This window comes from Aeromonas sp. HMWF016, assembly GCF_963878195.1.
Classification (GTDB): Bacteria; Pseudomonadota; Gammaproteobacteria; order Enterobacterales; family Aeromonadaceae; genus Aeromonas; species Aeromonas lacus.
This window is the reverse complement of sequence record NZ_CAWNWX010000006.1, coordinates 39217-60236: the sequence shown is the minus strand read 5'-3', so window position 1 is coordinate 60236 and position 21020 is coordinate 39217. Positions and strand designations below refer to the sequence as shown.

The window sequence follows — 21020 nt, the reverse complement described above, 5'->3', positions numbered from 1 at the left end:
CGAGTGAAACACTTCATGGATACCGTGTCTCCTTTCCCGGGGAATGGCTATGGCACAGCGAAGGTGTAGCACTATTGGGATCAGTTATTTAGTAAGGTTAAACTGACATTATATAATCTGCTAAAAACAAGCGCATGCCCCTATTAATTTCACCATACACAAACCGTAGAATGGACTGACCCCGATCCACTACACGGCCACTCAGGGTTTTAACCGCCGAACTATAATCATAAAAAACCCACATCACTTATCTTTCGAACGGATAAATAGCCATTATTAAGAATTTAATGACAATTACATTTGCTTACATTTAATGATTTTTATTTGCCTATAAAATACTTTAGCGTTATGTGCTCATCAATGAAATCGGTAACACTTAACACCGTCTAAAAACCCAATAAACCATAAAAATTTAATGTTTAAGACTTTACTTCCAGGCCTTAACACTGGCTGAAAATATTATATAGCCATAACCAGCCTACATTAAAAACCACTTACCCCTATTGAAAACAAACGTTCACAAAACATATATAATGGAGTATGAATGAATTTACCATTAACAGATAAAAGTAGAAAGCAATACATAAATTTTTGGGCAGATGCATTTGCGCTCAATACGTTTTGTTATTTTATTGCAATACCAATTGAGCTTGGTTTTTCCCAGATGTCATTGACTACACATCTTTACGCTCGTTTTATTGGACTTTTCATTATAACTGCAACAGCAAGACCTTTTGGTATCTGGAGAGACTGGGTATTTGAACGTTTCAACCTTACAAATAAGGACAAAGGAATAAAACCATACCTGGTTGACACATTGGCATATTTATCATTTGAAATGCCTCTCTACATTATCAATTTAACAATAAGTGGTGCATCTGGAGAGCAAATGCTAAAAAGTATATTAGTATTCAGCTTGATTGCAGGTGTAGTTGGACGACCATACGGAATATATCGTAACTTTATAAGACAGAGTGTCTTTAAAATTAGATGAATCTGTGAAGTGAAAAGAAAGTTAATATTACGGCGTTAGTCATTCATATTTTAAAAGCTGAGGGGGTTTACGGCACTGCTGGGGCTCGCCCCAACTAAAAATCTATCACCGTGGAATTATAGCAACGAGTCCTTTGAGCAGATCAACAATCCTCTCAGCTCACTTGCAGATAAAGCTTGATAAACATCCGGCTCATCAGCATTGCCACATTGAGGGACATGTTGAGCTGGTCACACATAGTGATAAAAGTATAAATAACTTACATTTTTTGACTCACATTGATATCATCCGCGGCCGCTTCGAATGACTCATGTAGAGCATGCCGATGATGACATAGTCAAGCATGAGAACACTGCAACCTGACTCGTTTAGAGACATCTTGGATAGATAGCTACGTCCGGGCATGAACTGGTGCTTGTTCAAGCAGATAGCGGAAAATTCAAACAATAATTCTTAGGCATTTAAGTTAATGAAAAAATTATCATTTATTGCGGTAGCGCTGCTTACAACAACCTCTGTTAATGCTGAGATCATCAAGATCCCAACTCAGTCAGGCTTCTCCGGTTTCGTCATGGGGGGGGTCGGCATACTCGAGTACAAATCGAACATGTACAAGGGGTATAACGGTGACAATGAAAGCCATAATGGCCTGTTCAACTCACCAGAAAGCTACTCTTCAGGGACTCCCATTTTAGGAGCAGATCTCCGTTATACATTTGCAGAGACCCGCACTCAGCTGTTCCTAGGTAACTTGATTCAAGATGCAGTTCGCTTTGACTTCACACAGCAACTGGGTGTGCGTCAGCAAATGGGTGATAAAGGCATTGTGGCTCTGGGTTATGTTTTCCCACTTCTACCAACAGAAACGTGGGCTGACCCATATGCAGCAGGCAATCGCCAAGACACAGACATGAAGTCCGGTGGTGCCCGTTTAGCATGGGATCAAATTTGGGGAACCCATTTCAACGCAACATACACCATGCGCAAGTTCGATATATCTGAAGAGCGAAGTGGTGAGAGCATGGCTCTCAGTAACGCACAGCGCAATATGTTGAATCGTAATGGCAATACCAATGAAGTAGCCTTGTCCTATGACTGGATCTTTAGTCCTGGCCATGTACTTCACCCAGAGCTCACATACGGCAAGAGCAGTTTCGATGGCAGTGCCATGAACTATGACAAGACCCAAATCCAGTTATCCTATGGGTACAATAACAATCAGTGGTCCTTGATCAGCAACATTTATCTTGGCCACATGAAATACGATGAAGTTAACCCCATTTTTGGCAATAAGGCTGATTCTGACGAGTTTGGGGTTAGCACCACCTTCTTCTGGCATCGCTTGTTTAACGTAAAGGGGCTCAACGGATTAATCAGCGCGTCTTATAGCAAAAGTAACTCAGACATCAACTTCTATGATGCCTATATCAGCAGTATCAACACGGGTCTAATGTATCATTTCTGATGATAAGGGGCCCCGATCGGGAGCCTCTTCAGTTAGTGTCGGCTCTACTGCGGGCAGCTCGATCGCTCATGCTGTGATATGGAAAATGGGGCTCGGTGAGCCCCATTGTGCATCTGTCAGCTTGTAACGGTTGAATATGCTGAAAAGGTGTGAGGTTACATCTTCATTATTTTGAGAACTCAGCCACCAATGCTGCCTGCCTAATGAACGGTGTATCAAGAGGCACACTCATCGTCTGCTCCAGAATGTCCAGAATATCGCTGTCTATGGTCTCATCAAATTTACGGGCAAACAGGTGCTTGCTTTGCTGCAGGGCCTCAGCGTCATGCACGGTGTAGTCACGTGGGCGAAGCTTGATGTCCCCCATGGGGATCCAGTCAATGGCCCGCTTATCATCGTTGACTATTTGGCCCTGATAGCTGGTGTTCATGATCACCGTCTGGAAGAAACCCTCGTCAGCGATGAGCGTGTGGCGGTAGAAATCCTTGAAACGCTCGATCTCCGGGCTGTAGCTAACAAACGCACAAAATGCCCGGCTAAGGATCATCCACTGATTGCCAATGTAGGGAGTCACATCTTCTAGGTAAGGACGAGTCTTCACCGGCTCGCATACTAGCTCCTTGGTTGTCTCGGTCACATAGTAATCGATACGATGCAAAGTATCTGGCCTATGCAGGCGCTGATCTGCAACCTTGAGGAAATCCTTCCCTTTATTAGATCGAAGGAAGTCATGTATGTCACTCTGGGATCTCAGCGGAAAGTCCTGCGCGCTCAGGTTGATGAAGAACTCCCAGTCCTTGCTTTTCTCCAGCAGTGCCGCAATACCGCGCAACTCCGCATCAACCAAGCTGTAACCCCCCCAGAGCGCATTCTTGCTAGGTAACATACCAGCGTTGGGGTAATCGTGTAAAAAACGGGCTATTTCCTGCTGCAGCTCAGGGCCGGAACTCTTGTCCACATGAACCAAGTAGTGGTTGCTTTGGTGGTAAATCGCCTTGAACAGACGCTTGAACTGGGAGGGATAGCGATGAACCAGAATGAGGTAGGCAATCATATCAATGTGTCCTGTATAGGCGGCAGGGCTGCACCAAACAGGAAATCACCTCGAACAGTTGGTTTGAGGCTTTTTATCGTCGGGATCGCCGCTGTCGTAGTAAAAGTAGATAACAACAAGGAGAACAGGCTGCGACGGGGATAGATGCGCCTTATAGCATCGGGTCACTACAGCTGGTCTGACGAAGTCAGGTTGAGGGTGAGAGGTAGGCAAGAATTGCCCTGGCTCGAGACTCTTTTGCATGACAAACCTGTCATCAGGTGCAGAGTGCAATCGGCCGGTAAGTGAGAAACCACAGTAACACGATTCGAAGTCAGCGGGTCATATATCTCATGACGAAAAGAATCGAACTCATTGGGGTCTCATTATTTTCAGCACCACGACATGTAGGTGGCAACATGTTGAAGATTAAGCTTTTCCTCACTTTCTCAAATGCAGGTATACCCCCCTAGTTCAAAGACAGATCAATGGCAGTGATTGCATACCGTGTTGTTGAGCGGTTTCATTAGCACCTCCAAGTCAGCGATGAGCTCACTTTTGATCCATATGCCAAATCTAAAATTAATCTTTGGTTACAATTTTTTTATTCTCAACTCTTGGGCCCCTACTTAAAATATGAGTAATGGCATAACAGGAGCCCATAATGAAAGTAGTCATCGGTATATTTGCATGTTCTTTTATGATATCTGCATGTTCTTTTATGATATCTGCATGTGCATCTGATATTCCAGATGCAAAACCAGAAAAGGGGTGGATTGAAGCCCTTGCCGATTACCAAAGAAATCGAGACCCCAAAGAGGAGATGATTCAAGAGTCTCTTCGCGTTATGCGTATTGAGCATAACAAACAAGGTATGAACATTACTGAGAGTAATACTCGCCAGCGTCAACTGGAAGCGACTATGCGTGCTCTATTGGGGATGGAGTACAAATAGAAAAACACAACTATATAAAATAAACTCAAGCCCTAGTGAAGATAAAGGGCGCCCTATTAAATTTGAGCACTCTTAACTTATCTCTTATTTTATTCTTGGCATTTAAAAAAATACTCCACAGTATAAAGTACAATCATAAATAACCGGCTCACTTAGGCATGTACAGATCTAGTTATCACCTGACACCGGCCTCAAACCGGTGTCTTGTTTACGCTACTTTAGTGCGCACTTCCTTCGGTATCAATTTCAGCCCCTTCTTGAACATGCTGTAGGGGGTTTGCCCCTCCATCATCCAGCCTGATGTGGCCGCTGGGTGTTGTAGTGTTCCAGGTAGCTACCCAGGTCTGTCTGCATCTGCTCTACCAACTCATACCAGGTCGTTCTCCCCTTGATACGGAAGTGTTCATCCAGCAAGGTTCGATGCAGCCGTTCGATAAAGACGTTACTCTGTGGCCTGCGTACCTTGGTTGTCCGGTGCTCAATCCCCTCCAGTTGCAGGAACAGCTCGTAGAGATGATGGTCTAGGCGCCCACAGAACTCGCGCCCGTTGTCCGACAGGATGGTATAGACCCGTGCCTCGTGGGCTTCGAAAAACGGCAGCTGAGCACATGAACCGAGGTCACCGGCAGCTTGCTGGTGTAGAGCCGTTCCCAAGCGTGGCGGCTATAGCAGTCCAGCACGGTTTGCAGATACACCTTGCCGACCCCCTTGAGCGCGCCGACGAAGACGGTGTCGACCGCCACCAGTTCTCCGGTGTAGTGAACCTCAATCTGGCGTTCGCGGAACTCGGTGCTGAAACGCTCTAACAGGCGAATTTGCTCGTCATTGAGCTCAATGGTCTGCTCCCTGTGGGTTTTCTCGAGGCGCAACAAACGGTCGTGTTTGGAGAGCAAATCGTGACGTTGCCACACACCACGCCTCTCACCGGCACTGACGTTGATGCCTTGCAGAGCCAGTCCTTGCTCGACCCGCAGCGGGCCATGGGTTGGTCTGGTGAGGGAGTCATCGAGGATGCCCTGTTCAATCTCGGGAGCAACCCGGTTCGGGTGCGCCCCTTTACAGCCGGGCAATTTGTCGAGCAAGCCCTCGGCGCCATAAGTCTGGTAATGACGGCGAATTTCGTAGAACTGCTGACGGCTGTAGCCGATGAGCTTGCAGGCTTTGCTGACATTATTGAGCTCTTTGGCGAGCTCTAGCAGGCTGAGTTTACGACGTGCTACTTTCTCGTTGCCGGTCTACGGTGACGCCAGATAACGCGGTAGGGGTACCGTTTTGTTATCCGGTTTGAAGCCGTATGACCACTCCCTTTTGTGGGCAACTGTCAGGTGAATACCATCTTCATACATGCCGAACATCAGGCCCGAACTGTTTACAGCAACGGGCTATTGGGCTCGTCTACTAAGAAAAGCGCAGCTGACACATAGAGAACCGTATCAGCTGCGCCATAGCTATGCCTCAATGCTTCTGATGGCGGGGCTCATCTAGCCTATCTTGCCAAGCAACTTGGCCACAAAGACTGGGGGATGATCCGCACCATTTATGATCAGTGGGTTAGCAAGGACAACCCTAATTACAGGAATGAACTTGCTGAGAAACTGGGGATTGTTGACCCATATATGACCCACGAGCAACAGGCCAAAGCATAAGGCATTGAACCTAAATGGTTTTATGCCTTAAAACGGCATCTTGAAGCCTGGCGGCAATTGCATGCCACCGGTCAGTTCGCCCATCTTGGTCTTGTTCTGCTCTTCCACACGACGCACGGCATCGTTGCAAGCGGCGGCAACCAGATCTTCCAGCAGCTCCTTGTCATCTTCCATCAGGGAGGGATCGATCTCGATGCGACGTACGCTGTGGCTGCCCGTCATGGTGACCTTGACCATGCCGGCACCGGCTTCACCGGTCACTTCCATCTGGGCAAGCTGCTCTTGCATCTTCTGCATACGCTCTTGCATCTGCTGGGCCTGTTTCATCAGGTTACCCATTCCACCTTTACCAAACATATGTCGTCTCTCGTCTTGAAATCCGGCATCCAGCGCCGGGCTGTGGGCTTGTCTGTCCTAGATGGGGACAGCCAAACTGCTTTTCAACCGGGAGCCAGCTCCCGGCCACGGAATTTAGCGGTTGAGGGGCTCGATGCTCTCGTGATGGAGCACGGCACCAAACCGCTGAACTAAAAACTGTACGTTGGGATCCTGCTCCAGATCCCGGGTCACCTGCTCGCGAACCCCGAGATAGAGGCGATGCTCGATCTCGAGGGGGGTCTCCTTGTCAGGCTCCACGCCAAGCGTCACCTCGACCTGTACCGGTTGCCCCAGCGCAGGCCCGATGATCTCGGCCAAGTCGGCGCGCGCCTTGTCGCTCACCAGATGGCGCTGCTCGGGCTTGAGGGTCAGCAACACCTTGTCCCCCTCCCGCGTCATCACCGAGTTGATGGCGAGCTGACGCAACCGTCCACCCACCTGGGTGTGGGCAATTAACTCGGCCCAAGGATCGCCGCAACCATTGAGCAGTGACGAGGGGATAAGGCGGGTCGCCTCCCCCTCTTCTGGCTCCTCATCGCTCTCGAGCTCGTCCCAATCGATGGCCTCCATCACTGGCTGGACAGGCTCGCTCTGCGCCACAGGGGCTGCCGCCACCGTCGTGGTCATTGGCTGGGTCGCAGGAGCAGGCGTCACTGCAGGCGCTGTGGCACTGCGCTCACCAGGTCGATAGCTAGGCTGCCCAGCCAGATCCCAGGGTGGCAGGTCGGTTGGCCGCGCAGGCTGGGTCGCGGGAACAGCTGTGCGATTGGGCGCACTGCGGGCAGGCTCAGGTACGGGCGAGGCCATAAAGCTCTGGCTGAGATACTCCTCGTAATCCCCGTTATCACCCGCCTCGTCATAATTTTCGGCGTAGAGATCCACCGGGGGCTGCTCGCCAAACTGGCCCATGGCGGGGCCACTCGGGGTGGCCGTTTGGCTGATAGCAGGTGACGGCGCACTCTGCGGCTGAGGTGCTGGCGCAGAAGCAGCCGCCTGACGCACTGGCGCAACTGGCACCGCCCGAGGAGCAGGAGCAGCTACGCTGCTCTCTCCACGCTGGCGACTACGCAGCATATTGCGTTTGCCAAGCAGGCTTTGCATGCTCGATACCGCCGACACAGGTTCGGGCGCTTCCGAAGCAGATGCAGCCGGAACGCTATCCATCGGTACAGACGTCATCTGCGCTGGCACCATCTCTGCAGCGGCCATCTGCGCAGTGTCGGTTGGTACCGATAGACTAGGGTTTGCAGCAGCCCCCTCCCCCCAGCTCGCAGTATCAACCGCCATGCTGCTATTCGCGCCAGAGAGCGGAGCCGACTCGGCCTGATAACCCATACCGGCCGCCTCGCGCAACAACTCATCCTGCTGGCTGAAGAGTTGGGCGGCTTGCGCCTCCTCTTCACCGCTCTCCTCATCCTGACCGGTTACCTCGGCCGTGGCCGTCATGGCATCGGCAGAAGCCATCTGTGCAGGGTGTGGAGTATGAGTTGCAGGCTCAGCGGCCGGGCGCTTTCCCGGCAGCGTCGGGGCTGCCCCCATTCCCGCGCTGGCCGAGCCAGTCATGGATGGGGGCAGCGCCGTCAGCGTGGCGGGGTGCAATACCACGCGCCGTGGCGAGAAAGCGAGCATCCGCAGGCAGGTCATCTCCAGCGCGGTGCGGCCATCGGGTGCCCAAGGCAAATCTTTGCGGCCACCCAGCACAATCTGATAGCAGAGCTGCACCTCTTCCGGGCTCATCGCCTTGGCCAGTTGCAGCAGGGAGTCGGCATCAGCCCCCTGCTCCTGCACGCTGGCAGGCAGCAGCTGCGCCATGGCGATACGATGGAGCAACCCTTCCAGCTCGGCATGAAGCTGATCGAAATCGGGGCCAAGGGTAGCGATCTCGCTGATCTTGGCCATGGTCGCCGGCGCATCCTGCCGCAGGATGGCTTCCAGCAGCTGGTGCAGATGACGGTGATCGAGCGTGCCCAGCATCGTCAGCACGCTGTCGAGGCGGACGCTGCCGTTGCCGTGCGCCAGCGCCTGATCGGTCAGGCTCAGGGCATCGCGCATACTGCCGTCAGCCGCTTTGGCCAAAGCCAGCAGGGCGCGCGGTTCGAAGGGCTGCCCCTCCTGATCCAGCACCCATTCGAGCTGCTTGGCGATCTGGGTCTGATCCAGACTCTTCAGATGAAACTGCAGGCAGCGCGAGAGAATGGTGATCGGCAGCTTCTGCGGATCCGTGGTGGCCAGCAGAAACTTCACATAGGGGGGCGGCTCTTCCAGGGTTTTCAGCAGCGCGTTGAAGCTGTGACGGGACAACATGTGCACTTCGTCGATGAGATAGACCTTGAAGCGACCACGGGCCGGGCGGTACTGCACGTTGTCGAGCAGCTCGCGGGTATCTTCCACCTTGGTGCGCGACGCCGCATCGATCTCCAGCAGGTCGACAAAGTTGCCCTGATCGATCTCGCGGCAGGTATCGCAGACGCCACACGGATGGCTGCTGATCCCCTGCTCGCAGTTGAGGCTCTTGGCCAGAATACGGGCGATGGTGGTCTTGCCGACGCCGCGGGTGCCGCTCAGCAGATAGGCGTGATGCAGCCGTCCCTGATCCAGGGCGTTGGTCAGGGCAGTCAGCACATGTTGCTGACCAACCACTTGTTCAAACGTATGGGGGCGCCATTTACGCGCCAGAACCTGATAGCTCATAAATCCATCATGCAGGGAAGACAGGGCATTGAGGCCGGATGCTAACACAAATGGACGGGAGGCTGTATCGGCTATCGGTCAGAGCGGGAGGGATCGCTTGAATTTCAAACCGATGCCCGCACGGGCACCGGTTTGGAGGTTGGCAACAGGCTGACGATAGCAGCCTGTTGATCAAACCGGGGGCTTATTCGCCCGGCAGTTCAACCAGAGAGACCACCTTGACGCCAGCGGCGGTCAGGCGAGCATCACCACCGAGAGACGGCAGGGAGATGATGAATGCGGCATCGGCCACAGTACCACCAGCGCGACGGATCAGCTTGACGGTGGCATCAACGGTGCCGCCGGTCGCCAGCAGATCGTCCACTACCAGTACCTTGTCACCGGGCACGATGGCGTCGGTGTGCAGTTGCAGGGTGTCGGTGCCGTATTCGAGGGCATAGGACTCCTCGATGACAGCGCGGGGCAGTTTGCCCGGCTTGCGGACCGGAACGAAGCCCAGCCCCATGGCGTAGGCAACCGGCGCGCCAAAGATGAAGCCGCGAGCCTCGGTACCAACAATCTTGGTGATCCCTTGATCACGATAGTGATTGGCCAGCAGATCGATGGTGGCTTTGAACGCCTCGGCATTTTCGATCAGGCTGGTAATGTCGCGAAACAGGATGCCCGGCTTCGGATAGTCGGGAATGGTCTTGATGCTCGCTTCGATAAATTTCAGGGTTTCCGGATTCATGGTTTGACCGTTTGTTTTTCGACCCAGATGGCCGTTTTATCTTAGTCTTCCCGCCAGCGGGAAATAAAAAAGCCTGTCACGCAAGAATGACAGGCCGACTCCATAGCATTATTGCCGCAATAGCTTAGGGACTTCACTTCTCCATTGCAACTGGCTCCAGCACCGGCAGGCGCATTAACCAGGTGAGCAGGATCACCATTATGACAACCAGCAGTCCCTTGACCCACAGCAGTGGTACCACCGCCAGCGAGACCGAGAAGGTGAGCAAAATGAAGATAATGGCGCGCCGTCTGGCCTGACGACGAATACCGCGATACTGCTGCCAGTCGGCAATGGGCGGGCCGAACCAGGGATGAGTCAGCAGCCAGCGATGGAAACGGGGCGACGAGCGGGCAAACAGGGCGGCAGCCAGCAACATGAAAGGGGTAGTCGGCAGCAGCGGCAACACGATGCCGACAATGCCGGTCACAAAGGCCATCCACCCCAAGATCATCAGACACCAGCGCTGCATTGCCACCTCTCACCTCTGTTTCTACCTGTCTAGCCTAACAGAGTTTGGCTGATAGCTGACAGCGGGGCGCAACCCCACTACAATCTGCCCTCTTTTTTCTCCTTATCTCTTCGGAAAGCAGTTATGCGCGTTATTTTGGCCCCCATGCAGGGGGTACTGGATCACCTGATGCGGGAGGTACTCACCTCCGTCAACGATTACGACCTCTGCGTAAGCGAATTTATCCGGGTCGTTGATCAGCTGCTGCCCGCCAAGGTGTTCTATCGCCTCTGCCCCGAACTGCTGCAAGATGGCAAAACCCGAGCGGGAACCCCGGTGCGGGTCCAGCTGCTGGGCCAACATCCCGAGTGGCTGGCTGAAAACGCCAGGCGCGCCATCGAGCTGGGCTCCCCCGGGGTTGATCTCAACTTCGGCTGCCCCGCCCCCACCGTCAACAAGAGCAAGGGCGGCGCCGTCCTGCTCAAAGAGCCCGAGACCATCTACCGCATCGTCAAGGCAGTGCGCGACGCGGTGCCCGCCCATCTGCCGGTCAGCGCCAAAATTCGCCTTGGTTACGATGACAAGGATCTCTATCTGGAGAACGCCCTGGCAGTTCATCAAGGCGGAGCCAACGAGCTGGCCGTCCATGCCCGCACCAAACGTGAAGGCTACAAGGCGCCCGCCCACTGGGAGTATGTGGATGCCATTCGCCGCGCCTTGCCGATCCCCGTCACGGCCAACGGCGAGATCTGGGATCATCAGGATGCCCTGACCTGTGCCAGCGTCTCCGGCTGCGACTCCCTGATGGTGGGGCGCGGCGCCATCTCCCTGCCCAATCTGGCCAACGTGATGAAAACCGGCTGCCCCCACATGAGCTGGGCCGAGGTACTGCAATTGATGGTGAGCTACACCGAGCAGGATTTGGCCAGCGAAAAAGCCGACTACTATCCCAGCCGGATCAAACAGTGGTTTAGCTATCTCAAGCGGGAATACCCGGAAGCAGACCTGCTGTTTCAGGATATCCGGGTGCTCAAAGAGACGGATCCCATCCGCAATGCCTTGCTGCAAGCGGCCAAAAGCCACGGCTAACCGTCGTTAACTTGACTCATATCATCTTGATAAAGTTATCGGATCCCTATACTGCCCCGAATCTGTCGTCTGTCCTGTGGGGGATAATGTGTGTGAAATGACGCAAGCACAGTTGACTGTCTGGCGTAATCGCCTGCTGTCCGACTGGGCCCAGGTACGAGAAACGCTGATCGGTCAGCTGAAAGCCTGTCGCCGTGACGAGTGGGCCGAAAAGCTGGATCACTGCGAACAGGATCAACTGGTCGAGCTGACCAGCCGGCTGGATCTGCCAAAAGTGGAGCAGAGCGTAGCGCATCTCAAACGGATCGACGCCGCACTCTGTCAGATGGATCTCGGCCTCTACGGCTTCTGCTCCGACTGCGAAGAGCCTCTGGCCATCGAATCGCTGGAGCAGGATCCGACCCTGCAACGCTGCCCGCGCTGTGAAGCCCGCTATCGCAAGGGATTCCACGCCCACGAGCTCTGAAAGATGCACCAACCGGTGCATCCTCTCTTTACTGCCTCACTGGTGACACTGCCATTCCTGTCCAATACTCGACTATATGAGCCGGTTCGAGGGGATGAGTCGTGTACAGACTCTTGTTGTTATGGTGTTTATGCTGTCAGGCCGCCGCACAGGAGTCTTTGGTCGTTGGCTGGGGCGACTGGCAGCCGTTCAGCTATCGCAATGAACAGCATCAGCTGCAAGGGCTGGATATCGAACTGCTCAATGCCATCCTGCAACGGGCTGACTATCAGGCTCGCTTCATCGAAATGCCCTGGACAAGGGTGCTGCACGAATTGGAATTTGGCACGGTTCAACTGGCCATGTCCGCCAACATCACCACAGAGCGTCAACAATATGCCCGCTTCAGCCATGCCTATCGGGAAGAGGAGACGGTCATCATCATCCGCAAGGAGGATGAAGAGCGCTGGCGCAAGATCACCACTCTGGAACAGCTGATCAATACTCCCGATTTTCATATCGGTCTGCTCAAGGGGTTTGACTACGGCGAGGCGTTTCGCCGCCTTGTCGCCGACCCCAAGGTGAAACCTCGGCTACAGGAGCGATTCACCCTGGAGCAACTGCTCAAGATGCTCAACGGCGGGCGGATCCAGGGGTTTATCCTCGACCCGAACAGCCTGCAGGAGTGGGAGCATCAGGGCATCACATTGAAACAGCTCCACATCCTGCTGCATATCGAACGCACTCCGGTTCACCTGATGCTCAGCAAGAAGAGTACATCGCAAGCCCAGCTGGATCGGCTCAATCAGGCGATCGACCAACTCAAGCAAAGCCCCGAATATCAGCAGATCCTGACCCGCTATACCCCTGGCCTGCTCGCAGAATAACAACGGGAGAGCCGATGGCTCTCCCGTTTTCTACGATGGTTCCGTCAAATAACGTGTCTGTAACCACTTCATCTGCACTACTGACCAAGCACAATACCGGCCAGATGGGAGAAGTGATGGATCTCGTGAGTTGCATCACACTCACCACTCTGCTTGCCCGGGTTATACCAACAGGTAGCCAGCCCCTGTGCAGCCGCACCGGCAATATCGGTCTTGGGATTGTCACCCACCATCAGCACTCTGGCCGGATCCGGAGCCCCCATCAACGAGAGGGTGTGCTGGAAAATGGCGGGATCTGGCTTGGTTACCCGGATCTCGTCGGAAATCACCAGCGGTGCGAACCACTCACTCCAGCCCAGCTTGCCAAGTCGGCCCCGCTGGGGAATGCTGAATCCGTTGGTGATGATGCCCATCTTCACCTTGTCCTTCAGCAGCTGTAGCGTCTCCACTACCCCATCAAGGGGCATGCTCAAGGCAACGATCTGCGCCAGAAAGGTGTTGTTCATCACCATGGGGTCAACATTGACCTGCTCGGCAAAGAGGGAAAAGCGGGTCTCTTGCAGCGCTGTAGCATCGATTTCGCCATTGTTGTACTGCTGCCACAGACCGTGGTTTAGGGTGTGATAGGCAGCCATACCAGCCTCATCCACCTGTACGCCATAGTGGCGAAGAGTTTGCTCCAGCGCCTGTGTCACCGGGAAATCGAGCAGGGTCTCATCCAGATCGAACAGCACCCAGTCATAGCTTGTCTTGTTCACAAAAATCCTTGTCATCAGTCAGGTTGTTCCATGCTGTGGCGCCCCGTTCTGCCCAGCGGACTGGCTAGCAGATCGAGAGTCAGACGCACGCCAAAGCCTGTTACTTCGCTTGAAACCACCCCGTTGCCCCCCTTGTTGCGAAAACCGCTCAGGTCAAAATGCAGCCAGGGAGTCTGCTCGGGGACGAAATGGGAGAGAAAACGGGCGGCATCGATATGATCCGGGGAGCTGCCCGGCGCACACTGCAGCAGATCGGCCCATTCACTCTCGATGTTGTCGTCATAATCCTCATCGAGCGGAAACGGCCAGACCCGCTCTCCGCTGCGCTGCCCCATATTGACCAGCGATACCAGCCATTCGGTGCGGTTGGTAAAGACGCCGCTGTAACGGCTGCCGAGCGCCCGTTTGCAGGCACCGGTCAGGGTGGCATAGTCGATGAGCAGATCCGGGGTATCCTGCGCCGCCATCGCCAGCGTATCAGCCAGCACCATCCGCCCCTCCGCATCGGTATCGACCACTTCGATGGTGGTACCGTTGATGGCCGTGACGACCTCCCCGGGCCGATAGGCATGAGGGCCGATATGGTTCTCGGCGATGGCCAGCCAGCAGTGAACTTCATAGGGTAGCTGGGCTCTGCTGATGGCATAGAGGGTGCCGAGGGCCACCGCGCTGCCCCCCATGTCGAGATGCATGCCATACATGCTGCCGGAGATCTTGAGGTTGTAGCCGCCGGAGTCGTGACAGATCCCCTTGCCTACCAGCGCAATACGGCGCACCGGCTTGGGGGGATAGTAGCTGAGCTTGACCATGGCGCCCTGATTGTCTTCCGAACCACGAGCCACGGCCAAAAAGGCGCCTGCCCCCAGCTCGGCCAACTGGCCCTGATCATAATGGAGGCAGTGCCACCCCTCCTCCTGCGCCAACTGGCTAAGGAACTCGCGATAGTTGGCAGCGGTCAGCTCGGAAGCGGGCAGCACCGCCAGATGGCGGGCCAGCCCATTACCGCCCGCTTCGCTGTAGATTCGGGCCAAGTCCAGCACCACCATCGGGGACACAACCACCTGCTGATAGCTCCAACTGCTTTCACTGCGGCTCTTGCTGGTCGGCAGCGGCATATTGGCAGCCAGCAGGGTGGAGAGCACCAGCTCGGCCAGTATCCCCCGCTCAGAGGCAGAAAAGCCCTCTAGGTGAAGACCAACCCGCTCGGCTTTTAACCCAGACAACGGCGCAATCCAGCTCCGCACCTGCTTGTAGAGGCGGTGATCCCGTTCCACACTGCCCGCCACACAGACGACCAGCAGCAGGCTGTTGCCCTGCATCAGGGTAAAGGGGGCTTTTTTGCCCAGCGCCAACAGGGTGTTGACACCCGATAGCTGGGGATGAGCAAGGATCGCCTCCTTCTGATCTTCGGCGATCAGCAATATCTGTACAGGAAGCGCCTGCTCAAGGGCCTGGTCGAGAGTGGCATCCTGGCAATCGATAGCGGGGGGAAGATAGGTAAAGGGGGTGATCACAGGCATATACCTCATCCGTGAAGAGATACCTGATCATACCTAACAAACAGGCGGGACGACCAGTTTTGCCCTGAAAAACCAGCACAAACAGCATCTTCACCACGCAAAAGTGATATTGCGCAATGTCTGTTGAGCATTTGTAAAGAGAAGATGGAACGATGAAAAGCAGCAGAAAAGGAAAAACTGAAAGGAAGTTGGTTGCGGGGGCCGGATTTGAACCGACGACCTTCGGGTTATGAGCCCGACGAGCTACCGAGCTGCTCCACCCCGCGTCCGAATTGTCACCCCAGACCGAGCAGGAGTCTGTGGCGCTTGTCTGCTTTCGATTGTTTGCACAATCGCATGCTGACGAAAAAGTTGGTTGCGGGGGCCGGATTTGAACCGACGACCTTCGGGTTATGAGCCCGACGAGCTACCGAGCTGCTCCACCCCGCGTCCGAATTGTCACCCCAGACCGAGCAGGAGTCTGTGGCGTTTGTCTGCTTTCGATTGTTTGCACAATCGCAGCCTGACGAAAAAGTTGGTTGCGGGGGCCGGATTTGAACCGACGACCTTCGGGTTATGAGCCCGACGAGCTACCGAGCTGCTCCACCCCGCGTCCGAATTGTCACCCCAGACCGAGCAGATGTCTGTGGCGTTTGTCTGCTTTCGATTGTTTGCACAATCGCAGGCTGACGAAAAAGTTGGTTGCGGGGGCCGGATTTGAACCGACGACCTTCGGGTTATGAGCCCGACGAGCTACCGAGCTGCTCCACCCCGCGTCCGAGGTGGCCAATAATAGGCGCCAGCGCACAGATTGCAAGTAAATATATCAAAAAAAGTTTATTCGTAGATTTATACGACAAAGAGTGCGGTCTTTATCAGCATCATGCTGTTTTTTCAGGCAAACGGATCTGGGAAAGGCATCCGGCACTACACTCAATAAGCTGAACACTCCTCATTTTGGGTAGGTATGATATGCGCATCTCCGCCGGACATTGCCGTCAGTTGGGGGCTACACCCGACAGTCACGGCGTCAACTTCGCGATCTGGGCACGCCTGGCCAGCCGGGTAGAACTCCTGCTCTTCTCCAGTGCAGAAGACTGCACCCCGGAAGTGATCCCGCTCTCGCCCCGTTTCAACCGTACCGCCTATTACTGGCATATCCATATTGAAGGTCTGCCCATCGGGCAGCGTTATGCCTATCGCATTCAGGGCCCGTGGCGCCCCTATTGCGGTACCCGCTTCGATGGGGAAAAGGTGCTGCTCGATCCCTATGGCCGCAGCATAGAACTCGGACCCAACTACGATCGCTGGGCTGCGGCACTCCCGGGCAGCAACATTGCCTTCTGTGCCAAGAACCGGGTGGTTGATACCCGCCACTATAACTGGGAGGGTGACAAACTGCCGGCCCACTCCCTCTCCCGTTCAGTGATCTATGAGCTCCATTTGGGGGGCTTTACCAACTCGCCAAGCTCCGGGGTTGCACCTGAACTGCGTGGCACCTACCTGGGTCTCATCGAGAAGATCCCCTATCTGCAATCTCTCGGTGTCACCGCCGTCGAGTTGCTACCGGTGTTCCAGTTTGATCCGCAGGATTCGCCCAAAGGGCTCTCCAACTACTGGGGTTACAGCCCCATGTCCTTTTTTGCTCCCCACGCCCAGTACGCCTGCGGGGACGATCCGCTGACCGAGTTTCGCGACATGGTCAAGGCACTGCACAAAGCCAATATCGAGGTGATCCTCGATGTGGTCTACAACCACACGGCAGAAGGGGGTAACGATGGCCCTACCTTCTCGTTTCGCGGCATCGACAACGAGGCCTACTACATCCTCGACAACAACCAGCAGGACACCAACTATTCGGGCTGCGGTAACACCTTCAACGGCGCCCATCCGGTGGTACTGCGGATGATCATGGACAGCCTCCACTTCTGGCGTCAGGAGATGCACGTCGATGGCTTCCGCTTCGATCTGGCCGCCATTCTGTCGCGGGACGAGTCGGGTCAGCCGCAGGCCAATGCGCCGACCCTGCGCACCATAGATACCGACCCCAACATCGCCGACATCAAGCTGATCGCCGAAGCCTGGGATGCGGGGGGGCTCTATCAGGTGGGGTCGCTCGCCGGCGCCCGCTGGCGTGAGTGGAACGGCCAGTTTCGGGATGATGTGCGCCGCTTTCTGCGCGGGGATGACAACAGCGTCACCACCTTTGTCGAGCGACTCTGCGGCAGCCCCGATATCTACCACTATCACCATGCCGACCCCGAGAAGAGCATCAACTTCGTCACCTGCCACGACGGCTTTACCCTGTGGGACTGGGCAAGCTACAACCACAAGCACAACGAAGCCAACGGCGAGCAGAACCGCGATGGCTGCGATCACAACTTCAGCTGGAACCACGGCCACGAAGGGGTAACGGAAGATCCCCAGATCAACGCCCTGCGCATGCGTCAGGCCAAGAACATGATGGTCGCCACCTTGCTCTCGGTGGGCTCCCCCATGCTGCTGATGGGCGACGAACTGCTGCGCACCCAGCATGGCAACAACAATGGCTACTGTCAGGACAACTCCACCTGCTGGATGGATTGGCAACCCAACGCCCGCAGTCAGGAGATGTTCCGCTTCATGAAGGAGCTGATCCAGTACCGCAAGCACCTGTTCCAGCGCCCGGAGCAGGAGAGCATGCCGCTGTCGCTCACCGAGATCCTGCGCCACAGCGAGATCTGCTGGCACGGCATCAACGCTATGCAGCCGGACTTCAGCCCCCACTCCCACGCCATTGCCATGTCGGCGCTGTCGAGCGAAACCAAGCTGGCGCTCTATGTGCTGTTCAACGCCTACTGGGAGCCCCTCACCTTCAATCTGCCGAGCCCCCCCAAGGGAGTCGGCGGCTACTGGCGGCGGATCCTCGATACCGCCCTCCCCTCGCCGCAGGATATCTGCACCTTCGGCATGCCACTGGAGGGACTGACCCGCGAATATCTGGCCCAGCCGCGCAGCAGTTGCCTCTTTATCTGCGGGGCCGACGACTTCTACTGATGCCCTCTCCCGCAAACAAAAAAAGCCCCCGGACATATCCGGGGGCTTTCTATTTCAGAGCTCGCAGTAAACCCGTTTGCGTCACACCAGCTGATGGAGCACGCTGGTGGCGGCGATCTGGGCAATGAGCAGACCACACAACGAAGTTGAAACCACAACCGGTGCAGTGTCACGCTGCAGATAGATCGGGCTGAACCAGAGCAGCAGGGAGGCCACCAGCAACGCCGCCTGAGTCACCACCGCCGGGATCAGGGCATCGAGATTGGCCTCACTCCCTTGCCAGCCCACCAGCACGCCCAGCCAGATAAAGCTGGCCATGGCACCAACCAGACCGGCCAGTGGCAGCAGGGTATTGAACGCCTGCAGGCGGTGACGTGCGCGCAGCAGCATCAGATGGGCAAAGGCCGCACCCAGCATCGCCATCTGCAGCAGACCACTCACCCAGCCCTGAAGTTGCAGCAGGCCCACACCATAAACTGCAAGCGGCAACGCCGGCAGCCAGAGCAGGGAAGATGGGATGGAGCGTTTCCCCTCCAGCCGTGACTGGGCGAGCGAAAGGCCCACGCCCAGCACCAGCGCCGCGCCGCCGCTCCAGATCAGCCAGCTGGCCGCCTTGGCCTCTACCGCCAGCATCAGCGAGAGCGCGGTAATGACCCAGATGGAGAAGAGTTGCTGGCTGATGCGCGAGCGCTGGCCCGGGCAGAGATCACCACGCCAGAGCACGATACCAAGGGCAATAAGTGCTCCCAGCGCCATCAGGCCGGTCAGGGGAAAAAGCCAGAAAGGGAGTTGGACGAACATGGCGCCTCCAGCAAAGGGTGTCGAAATGCGCCATGGTGGCGCCAGAGAGGGGCCGAGTATACCCAAACCCGGCGCCATCCCCAACGCCTGACATCACAAGTGGCGGCCTTAACGCTGACCGCGGGCCAGCGCCACCACCCGGGCAAACATCTGGCGGATCACCGGCGGTATGTGTTCGGCGCCGAGCCGCTCCGCCTCTTCGACCACCGCCAGCGCCATGCCCGGTTTGCTGCGATGATGGATCGCCTTGTTGATGATATGGCTGGCACTCCACATGGCGCGCCCACCCACGCCGGCTTCGCGCCGGAACACCCCTTCAAAGCCGTTGTTGTAGAGGTAGTGCTCGATATCGACCGCAGGCAGCTGGGTCAGTCGATCCCGCTCCCTGTCCCCCTTGAGCTGACCGCGAGCCGAAGCGGCATACTTGACCCCCGCCTCATCGCCATCGGCCAGCAGATGCCACTCGATGCCAAAGTCGCGCGCCACCTTGATCAGCGGCGACTGGCCACACTGGGCAAACTCGATGATCCGCACCCCCTCGGCCCGTAGGCTGTAGCCACAGATCTGGGCCAGCTCCGAGAGCAGCCAGATCTCGGTCTCCCCCTCCACCAGCAGCCAGCAACGGGCAAACAGCGACATGGGACGGTTGATCCGCACATGGAAGGCAATCTTGCGCAGATCGTCGCTGCTGTAGCGCTCGCCACCCAGCTGGTGGCAGAGGATATCCTGCTGGCGCCGCACCAGCCGGCGCACCTGATTGAGCGGCAAGGAGGAGAGCAAGTCCCCCGAGTTGGTGGTGAGCAGCTTCTGGCCCGGCAACTGCTCCAGCAGCCCCCACGCCAGCGCCAGCATGGTCGGATGAAGCCGGCTTTCGGGATCTTCGAGGATCATGATGGGACGAGCCCCCTCCTCCAGCTCACGGTTGCCACGCGCCTGCAGCAGGGTCGCCGCCATCCCCGCCATCGCCAGCTGCAGGGCGCGATTATCCGCCTGACGCAACAGGGTGTGCAGGTTGCCCGGATTGCGCAATGTCATGGGGCGATTGATGATGTCACGCTGGCTGCGCGGCTTGTTCTTGATGGGTGCCAGCGCGTTGAAGTAGTGATCCATCAGCTGGCGCACCGCCTGCAACGCCTCCTTGAGCTCGGGCTCGCCAATGCGCTGGGGCTCGTCGATGAGCTTGTCGGCCAACTCGTTCAGGCGATGCTCGGAGAGATCGCCCCACTGCAGCGTCTCCACCCCGTTGCGGGCGGTGCGGGCATCGCGCAGGCGAAAGACCGGGTTCATGGTGATGAGCATGCAGACCAGCTCGTGAGCATTGGCGATAGGCAGGCTCTTGCCCACCCCGTCGAGAAAGTCGTGCAGGGTCGCGACCGTGCCATCCTCCAGCAGCTCGGCACTGGCGCGGTAGTGAATGCGGTTGAACTTGTCCTTGTGCAGCACCCAGGCGGGGCAAAGTCGGGCTAGGCGGCGGGAGTGCTGGCACATCTGGGGTCGATGCTCACAGAAGGTGAGCACCAGTTGCAGGTGGCGAGCCGGGGCGAGCTCGGGATCTTCCGGCCGGTGGAAATCCTCGGCGCCAAACTGATAGGGCTCGGCGTTTTGCCCCAGCAGACACCAGAGAGCGCGCAGCAGGCTCGATTTCCCCCAGGTGTTTTCACCGATCAGCACTGTGGTATGGTCGAGCCCGAGCGACAACCGATTGATGCCGCGAAATCCTTTAACTTCAATACGTTCCAGATACATCCAGCCATGTCCACGTCACTCTGATGGAGCAATAGTGGCAAAGTTGCCGGAAAAATCCTATCAGGCAGCGCCCTTTTTCAACGGGAACTGTGAGGAATGGCAGGTTCAGGCGGGGTTGGCTCTGTCAGGCGCCCCTGCGGGGCATTCCAGTGGTTGAACCAGAGGTGGCGGGTACGGATCTGGCGCTTGCGATGATTCAATGGCGGCTCCTGTTTGTGGCACAGCGAAATGACGAAGGTGAGCAAACTCACCGGAACGCATTGAGTCTCGCGGTTAACTGTGACAGGAGGATGACAAGCGGGCACGCCACTGCCCCGGCGTCAGACCAAACGCCTCGCGAAAGCGGTTGCCAAAGTGGGCCTGGGAGGAGAAACCGC

Annotated in this window: 17 protein-coding genes, 4 tRNA genes and 2 pseudogenes; 7 read left to right on the top strand and 16 right to left on the bottom strand. The window is 56.1% G+C overall.

The window, feature by feature from the left end:
• Positions 1 to 544: 544 nt before the first annotated feature.
• Together alaE and AACS24_RS00680 are read left to right on the top strand one after the other, a co-directional pair.
• Positions 545 to 994 (top strand): L-alanine exporter AlaE, encoded by a 450-nt coding sequence (gene alaE, locus AACS24_RS00685; RefSeq protein ID WP_108572080.1) that lies wholly within the window; start codon positions 545 to 547, stop codon positions 992 to 994.
• Positions 995 to 1463: 469 nt separating this feature from the next.
• Positions 1464 to 2459, top strand: coding sequence for a DUF2860 family protein (locus AACS24_RS00680; RefSeq protein ID WP_108572079.1), 996 nt, complete (start codon positions 1464 to 1466; stop codon positions 2457 to 2459).
• Positions 2460 to 2625: 166 nt separating this feature from the next.
• Here AACS24_RS00680 and AACS24_RS00675 read toward each other — a convergent pair whose 3' ends face one another.
• Positions 2626 to 3513, bottom strand: a complete 888-nt coding sequence (locus AACS24_RS00675; protein ID WP_108572078.1) for a beta-1,6-N-acetylglucosaminyltransferase — start codon at positions 3511 to 3513, stop codon at positions 2626 to 2628.
• A gap of 643 nt (positions 3514 to 4156) precedes the next feature.
• Here AACS24_RS00675 and AACS24_RS00670 point away from each other — a divergent pair.
• Complete coding sequence (locus AACS24_RS00670; RefSeq protein ID WP_108572077.1) at positions 4157 to 4447, top strand: hypothetical protein; 291 nt, start codon at positions 4157 to 4159, stop codon at positions 4445 to 4447.
• Positions 4448 to 4655: 208 nt separating this feature from the next.
• Here the strand turns inward: AACS24_RS00670 and AACS24_RS00665 are convergent.
• From AACS24_RS00665 to AACS24_RS00645, 5 genes and pseudogenes are all read right to left on the bottom strand, one after another.
• Positions 4656 to 5646: pseudogene (locus AACS24_RS00665) on the bottom strand (integrase core domain-containing protein).
• A gap of 474 nt (positions 5647 to 6120) precedes the next feature.
• Entirely contained in the window at positions 6121 to 6450 is a 330-nt protein-coding gene (locus tag AACS24_RS00660; protein ID WP_041210739.1) for a YbaB/EbfC family nucleoid-associated protein, read from the bottom strand.
• 114 nt (positions 6451 to 6564) lie between these two features.
• On the bottom strand, positions 6565 to 9162 hold the full coding sequence (gene dnaX / locus AACS24_RS00655) for a DNA polymerase III subunit gamma/tau (RefSeq protein WP_108572076.1): 2598 nt from the start codon (positions 9160 to 9162) through the stop codon (positions 6565 to 6567).
• 184 nt (positions 9163 to 9346) lie between these two features.
• Positions 9347 to 9892: an adenine phosphoribosyltransferase gene (apt, locus tag AACS24_RS00650; RefSeq protein ID WP_033113563.1), complete on the bottom strand. Its 546-nt coding sequence runs from the start codon at positions 9890 to 9892 to the stop codon at positions 9347 to 9349.
• A 133-nt stretch (positions 9893 to 10025) separates the two neighbouring features.
• Positions 10026 to 10403 (bottom strand): YbaN family protein, encoded by a 378-nt coding sequence (locus AACS24_RS00645; RefSeq protein ID WP_108572075.1) that lies wholly within the window; start codon positions 10401 to 10403, stop codon positions 10026 to 10028.
• Positions 10404 to 10526: 123 nt separating this feature from the next.
• Here AACS24_RS00645 and dusC point away from each other — a divergent pair, with 123 nt between their 5' ends.
• The 3 genes from dusC to AACS24_RS00630 all read left to right on the top strand — a co-directional run bounded on the left by dusC (position 10527) and on the right by AACS24_RS00630 (position 12803).
• Positions 10527 to 11471: a tRNA dihydrouridine(16) synthase DusC gene (gene dusC / locus AACS24_RS00640; protein WP_108572074.1), complete on the top strand. Its 945-nt coding sequence runs from the start codon at positions 10527 to 10529 to the stop codon at positions 11469 to 11471.
• 97 nt (positions 11472 to 11568) lie between these two features.
• Positions 11569 to 11937, top strand: coding sequence for a TraR/DksA family transcriptional regulator (locus AACS24_RS00635; RefSeq protein ID WP_108572073.1), 369 nt, complete (start codon positions 11569 to 11571; stop codon positions 11935 to 11937).
• A gap of 158 nt (positions 11938 to 12095) precedes the next feature.
• Positions 12096 to 12803: a substrate-binding periplasmic protein gene (locus AACS24_RS00630; protein ID WP_108572072.1), complete on the top strand. Its 708-nt coding sequence runs from the start codon at positions 12096 to 12098 to the stop codon at positions 12801 to 12803.
• 77 nt (positions 12804 to 12880) lie between these two features.
• On the opposite strand, the gene yjjG is transcribed toward AACS24_RS00630, so the two are convergent.
• The 6 genes from yjjG to AACS24_RS00600 form a co-directional block, all read right to left on the bottom strand.
• Complete coding sequence (yjjG, locus tag AACS24_RS00625) at positions 12881 to 13561, bottom strand: pyrimidine 5'-nucleotidase (protein ID WP_108572071.1); 681 nt, start codon at positions 13559 to 13561, stop codon at positions 12881 to 12883.
• Positions 13562 to 13575: 14 nt separating this feature from the next.
• Positions 13576 to 15075, bottom strand: coding sequence for a M17 family metallopeptidase (locus AACS24_RS00620; RefSeq protein WP_108572083.1), 1500 nt, complete (start codon positions 15073 to 15075; stop codon positions 13576 to 13578).
• A gap of 195 nt (positions 15076 to 15270) precedes the next feature.
• A tRNA-Met gene (locus AACS24_RS00615) sits at positions 15271 to 15347 on the bottom strand.
• Positions 15348 to 15433: 86 nt separating this feature from the next.
• Positions 15434 to 15510, bottom strand: a tRNA-Met gene (locus AACS24_RS00610).
• An 86-nt stretch (positions 15511 to 15596) separates the two neighbouring features.
• Positions 15597 to 15673: transfer RNA gene (locus AACS24_RS00605), tRNA-Met, on the bottom strand.
• A gap of 86 nt (positions 15674 to 15759) precedes the next feature.
• Positions 15760 to 15836 (bottom strand) — tRNA-Met (locus AACS24_RS00600).
• Positions 15837 to 16032: 196 nt separating this feature from the next.
• Here AACS24_RS00600 and glgX point away from each other — a divergent pair.
• Positions 16033 to 18096 carry a glycogen debranching protein GlgX gene (gene glgX, locus AACS24_RS00595; RefSeq protein ID WP_108572070.1) on the top strand — a complete coding sequence of 688 codons (2064 nt, stop codon included), beginning with the start codon at positions 16033 to 16035 and terminating at the stop codon, positions 18094 to 18096.
• A gap of 81 nt (positions 18097 to 18177) precedes the next feature.
• Here the strand turns inward: glgX and AACS24_RS00590 are convergent, their stop codons facing one another.
• The 4 genes and pseudogenes from AACS24_RS00590 to AACS24_RS00575 form a co-directional block, all read right to left on the bottom strand.
• Positions 18178 to 18897, bottom strand: coding sequence for a hypothetical protein (locus AACS24_RS00590; RefSeq protein ID WP_108572069.1), 720 nt, complete (start codon positions 18895 to 18897; stop codon positions 18178 to 18180).
• A 108-nt stretch (positions 18898 to 19005) separates the two neighbouring features.
• Positions 19006 to 20643, bottom strand: coding sequence for an ATP-dependent endonuclease (locus tag AACS24_RS00585; RefSeq protein WP_041210275.1), 1638 nt, complete (start codon positions 20641 to 20643; stop codon positions 19006 to 19008).
• Positions 20644 to 20720: 77 nt separating this feature from the next.
• Complete coding sequence (locus AACS24_RS00580) at positions 20721 to 20843, bottom strand: hypothetical protein (protein WP_255933577.1); 123 nt, start codon at positions 20841 to 20843, stop codon at positions 20721 to 20723.
• 73 nt (positions 20844 to 20916) lie between these two features.
• Positions 20917 to 21020, bottom strand: a pseudogene (locus AACS24_RS00575) (helix-turn-helix domain-containing protein); the annotation flags it as partial.